Raw genomic sequence first — 4,092 nt, 5'->3', positions numbered from 1 at the left:
TTGTACCAGTTGTCGTAGGTGGTCTGGTCGGTGCTTTCGCAGGTCTTGGACTTCACCAGACCGTTGGGCAGCGCCGATGCCTTGAGGGAGAGCTTTTCCGTCTTGACGGACTTGCTTTCCTCGGTAGTCTCGCCCTCTGTCGCAGGACGGGATGCAGAGCAGCAGTACAGCACATGGCGGATGTGGTTCTTGTCTCCGTCAAACTCGAACATGAGTGCAAACTGCGATGTTTCTGCATCATTACGCTCCACCAGAACGCCCTTCGCATCGAGCTGCTCACCGAGAATCGCTGTAGCAAAGTCGGTTGTGATAAGCGCGATTTCAAGGTCGCCAGTGTAGCCGGCGTTATTGTTGATAACATAATAAACGCTGTTGTCGGCATAGAAGTTCTCATTCTCGCCGTTAGCGTCAATACTCAGGGAAACTGCACCTGGCAGGCGTACTGGCGTTGCGAAGGTCGGTACTCCTTCCTCTGACCATGCCGTGATTTTAGCCCAGTGTACTTTATTAAGGCCGAATTTGACCTTGTTTTTCTGAAGTGCCATTGTTATACCTCCATTTCGTATAAGACTTCATAGAGCTTTTCGCTCTCAATATAGTTTTCGGTTTTAGTATAATATATACTGTGCTGTGTAAGCACTTCCTCCACTCGCTGTTCTGCTTCGGGGGATTTTTCGTTCGTATACAGCTCTACATCAAGCTGTTTGAAGCTGTGATACATCAGGTTATCTGCGCCGAAGGTGTCCTCTCCGGGAGAAAGAAAAATAACAAAGGGCGGGTGCGGAGATTCACCCTCTGCAAAATGATGATAGGCAAAAGAAAGCCCTGTCTCCTGTATCATTTCTTTAATTTCTTCGTAGGTCATGACAGCGCCTCCTCAATCATACGAGTGAGCAGTTCCTCGCCCTGTGCTTCCGCAGGCGCAATATGCGGCTTGCCGGATACACGACCACCGTTACGCTTGGCATGACCTTTTTCAAGAAGGTGTGCAAGCTGATATCTGTTCCTGGAATGAACTGTCATTTCAAGCGTATGGCTGTTCTCTCTTGTTTTTCTGACCGTCCAGCTCTTGCCGTATCCGCCGCTGTGCTTCGGAGCATTTGCTGATATTTCTTTTTTAACGTTAGCAGCTGTCTTTTTGACAGCCTTTTTCATTTCCGTATCAGCAAGATCTGCGTATTCAGCCAGACCTTTCATAATTACATCTGCCATGTCATCAATAGAAGTCATCCTGTTCACCAGCCCTTCTTGTACCTGCCGTTATTTTCATATAGTCCATGGACTTGTAATTCGGCAGTATACCGTCAATGTTATATGATAGTCCACGGAACTGAACCCTGTGCGTTGTCGGATTTATCCGCATAGTATCAGCGGTTTGTCGTACTATGAATTCTATGGAATAAATTTCCTTTGTGACACCGGCTTCTGTAGTTTCAGTTGATGACTTAGGAGTAACGGCTGCCCAGCAGGAGAAAACCTCCTCCCACTGAGCCTTATGATTGCCGATACTATCTGTTTGGGTATGGTGCTCGAGAAAGGTTATCCGCTGATTAAGAATTCCTATTTCCATCAGATAATGCCCTCCCTCTGTGCAAATAAAAGCGCCCTCAGTGTAAGAGTCAGCTTATGGTAGTCAGCAGTATTGCGGTTCTCGTAGAGGTATGATACAGTATACAGCATAGCCTGCCGTGAGGTTTCCTCATTTGCCGCAAGTGTAGCATCGTTCATTCTGCCCACATCTTTCACTAGGCGCTTTGCCGTGTCTATAAGAGATATGATGAGCTTGTCATCTTCGCAGTGGTCTACACGGAGATAATTCTTGGTTTCAGCAAGTGTTATCATGCCTTCATAGTCAGCACCTTTACAGCTTCGGGAAGTATGAGCTTACCGTCCACACGCTGTGAAGCAAGGAATCCTATCTGACCGTTCATGGCGAAAAGCTCGTTAAGTCGCTTTATGCTGCGTCCCTGACGGTCTGCTATCCAGTAATAGCTGAAGTCACCGAATGCGATAGCCTTACTGCCTGCTTCTATTGTAGGTGCGTAAACGGAAGTTACATAGGGGCGATTGAGTATAGTATCGGGAATACCGTTGGAAACACTGGGCTGCCAGATATAGTTGCCGGTGTTGTCCTTGATTTTACGGAGAGCCTTGACGGTCTGCTCGTTGAGAAGCCAGATAGCCTTCTTACGGTATGGACTCTTGATAGAATAAAACAGCTCTATCATGTCATCAAAGCTGATTGTAGCTCCGCTTGAGGTTGCACCTTCCTGAGCGCCTCCAGAAGCCGCGAAAATGCCCGTAGGCTTGCCTACGCCGTCGCCTGCGACAAATGCTTCCTCTTCCTTTGCACCGATTCTACGGGCGAATTCCTTTGCAATGTAAGCGGGAAGGTCAAAGACGGAGTCGTTGATAAGCTCCTCAGATATCTTTATAGCCGTGCCCACCTTGTATGCAGAGAGCGAGAGCTGACCGAAGGAGTCATCGGAGAGAGTATATGCCTCTTCCTCCTCCATCCATACCGCTTCACCCTTTGATGTTACAACAGGTATTTTTCTATCGCCGCTTGAAGTCTGTATTCTTGTAGCAAGTGGACGGAATACATTTTCCTCCTCAAGGGCTTCAATGAGCTTTTTCTCAAACTCATCCGGTACGAGATAGCCACCCTCGGTATCTTCGCCCACCTGCAGGTCGTTGCGGACATCAATCCAGTTACGGTTACGGACACTGTTCCAGAAAGCCTTGCTGTATTCATCTGAACCTGTAGAATGTTTTGGCATATCAGCTACATGTGCGCCGGGAGTTCCCACAACAGGCGTTGTAGTAGCCGCTGAAAGCTCCTGACCTATATGCTCTGCTCTTTCCATACGCTCGATTTCCTTGCCGAGGTCAACTATTGTCTGTTCCAGTGTATCATATGTTTTACTGTCCTCCTCTGAGAGAAGGCCGCTTGCATTACGCTTTGAATCAAGGAAATCACGGGCTGTATCCCATGCCTTTGCTCTTTTTTCTCTGAGTTCCTGAATAGTCATTACATATTCCTCCTTAGTGTTTCAGCAGAGACAATCTCTTGTCCAGCTGGTCAATTGGTGTACCTGCAACAGGTGTATATGATGCGGAAATCTTCTTCATAAGCTTGTCCATAGCAGAAGTAGCTGAGTATGACATAGCGGCAATATCTTCGGTTTTACGCCGTTTGAGCTTACTCTCATCATCGTCAGACTCGTCCGAATCGGGAGCGTTTTCAGCTGGTTCATCACCTGCGGGAGAGTCGTTATTTGTCGTATTATGGTGGTTATCGTCTTCGAAAAGAATGCCATCGACAAGTCCCATGCTTAGAGCCTTTTTTGCATTGAGCCATGTCTCTTCGTCCATCATATGGGCTATCTTGGCACGTGACTGGTGAGACTTCTCCTCGTAAGCGTTTATGATACTCTCCTTAACCTCATCAAGCAGTCTTATAGCCTGTTCCATGTCGGACTTATTGCCCATTGCAATGGTGGCAGGGTTATGTATCATAAGCATGCCAGTGGGAGTTATGAGAGTTTCATCTCCTGCCATAGCAACCACAGAAGCAGCACTTGCCGCAATGCCGTCAATTTTGACTGTAACCTTGCCCTTATGATTGCGAAGCATGGTGTATATCTGCGAAGCTGCAAAAACATCTCCGCCGGGAGAGTTTATCCATACCGTGAGATCACCGGATATTTTTGACAGTTCGTTTCTGAACATAGCCGGAGTGATCTCATCTCCGAACCATGTATCCTCTGAAATAGGCCCGTTGAAAATGAGCTCAGATTCGTTGGTTTCTTCGTTTTTTACCCAGTTCCAAAACTTGTTATTCATCAGGTTTTTCCTCCTTTTTTATGTAAGCTGCACCTGCGTCCTGTAATTTTGTGAAGCTGCCGTTGCAGAGATAAAGGTCTCCGCCCAGTTCTTCGGGAATAGAATTCATATCCTCCAGCTCACGAATATCGTTTGCCGACATCCAGCCGTTCTGCCTTGCAGTCGCATAGCCCTGCATACGGCTTGCATAATCGCCGCGCAGCAGACCTTCCACATTGAATTTAATGAAATAGCGCCCCTTTTCGG

8 protein-coding genes are annotated in these 4,092 nt (G+C 47.4%); all 8 read right to left on the bottom strand.

Annotated features, from left to right (window positions below):
* Positions 1–545: major tail protein (locus Q0R37_RS15340; RefSeq protein WP_294755472.1), on the bottom strand; the 545-nt coding region annotated here is incomplete at its 3' end.
* A 2-nt stretch (positions 546–547) separates the two neighbouring features.
* Positions 548–865, bottom strand: coding sequence for a hypothetical protein (locus Q0R37_RS15335; protein WP_294755471.1), 318 nt, complete (start codon positions 863–865; stop codon positions 548–550).
* Entirely contained in the window at positions 862–1,230 is a 369-nt protein-coding gene (locus tag Q0R37_RS15330; RefSeq protein ID WP_294755473.1) for an HK97 gp10 family phage protein, read from the bottom strand. Before Q0R37_RS15330 ends, Q0R37_RS15335 begins: the two co-directional genes overlap by 4 nt.
* Positions 1,217–1,570, bottom strand: coding sequence for a phage head closure protein (locus tag Q0R37_RS15325; protein ID WP_294755469.1), 354 nt, complete (start codon positions 1,568–1,570; stop codon positions 1,217–1,219). Before Q0R37_RS15325 ends, Q0R37_RS15330 begins: the two co-directional genes overlap by 14 nt.
* The gene (locus Q0R37_RS15320) at positions 1,570–1,842 is read right to left on the bottom strand and encodes a head-tail connector protein (RefSeq protein WP_294755467.1); all 273 of its coding nucleotides are present in this window, start codon (positions 1,840–1,842) and stop codon (positions 1,570–1,572) included. Before Q0R37_RS15320 ends, Q0R37_RS15325 begins: the two co-directional genes overlap by 1 nt.
* Positions 1,839–3,032 carry a phage major capsid protein gene (locus Q0R37_RS15315; protein WP_294755466.1) on the bottom strand — a complete coding sequence of 398 codons (1,194 nt, stop codon included), beginning with the start codon at positions 3,030–3,032 and terminating at the stop codon, positions 1,839–1,841. The genes Q0R37_RS15320 and Q0R37_RS15315 overlap by 4 nt, the downstream gene beginning before the upstream one ends.
* Before the next feature lie 13 nt (positions 3,033–3,045).
* Positions 3,046–3,846, bottom strand: a complete 801-nt coding sequence (locus Q0R37_RS15310) for a head maturation protease, ClpP-related (RefSeq protein WP_294755465.1) — start codon at positions 3,844–3,846, stop codon at positions 3,046–3,048.
* Positions 3,839–4,092, bottom strand: a 254-nt coding sequence (locus Q0R37_RS15305) for a phage portal protein (protein ID WP_294755463.1), incomplete at its 5' end; no start/stop codon positions are given. The genes Q0R37_RS15305 and Q0R37_RS15310, both read right to left, overlap by 8 nt.

The sequence above is a fragment of the uncultured Ruminococcus sp. genome (genome assembly GCF_946415235.1).
Taxonomy (GTDB): Bacteria; Bacillota; Clostridia; order Oscillospirales; family Ruminococcaceae; genus Ruminococcus.
This window is presented reverse-complemented; position numbering and strand designations above follow the sequence as displayed.

Bases quoted from the DNA above. Each gene is read 5' to 3' on its own strand.
- Q0R37_RS15325 (WP_294755469.1), bottom strand. From the start codon at position 1,570: ATGGAAATAGGAATTCTTAATCAGCGGATAACCTTTCTCGAGCACCAT.
- Q0R37_RS15320 (WP_294755467.1), bottom strand. From the start codon at position 1,842: ATGATAACACTTGCTGAAACCAAGAATTATCTCCGTGTAGACCACTGC.
- Q0R37_RS15330 (WP_294755473.1), bottom strand. From the start codon at position 1,230: ATGACTTCTATTGATGACATGGCAGATGTAATTATGAAAGGTCTGGCT.
- Q0R37_RS15315 (WP_294755466.1), bottom strand. From the start codon at position 3,032: ATGACTATTCAGGAACTCAGAGAAAAAAGAGCAAAGGCATGGGATACA.
- Q0R37_RS15335 (WP_294755471.1), bottom strand. From the start codon at position 865: ATGACCTACGAAGAAATTAAAGAAATGATACAGGAGACAGGGCTTTCT.
- Q0R37_RS15310 (WP_294755465.1), bottom strand. From the start codon at position 3,846: ATGAATAACAAGTTTTGGAACTGGGTAAAAAACGAAGAAACCAACGAA.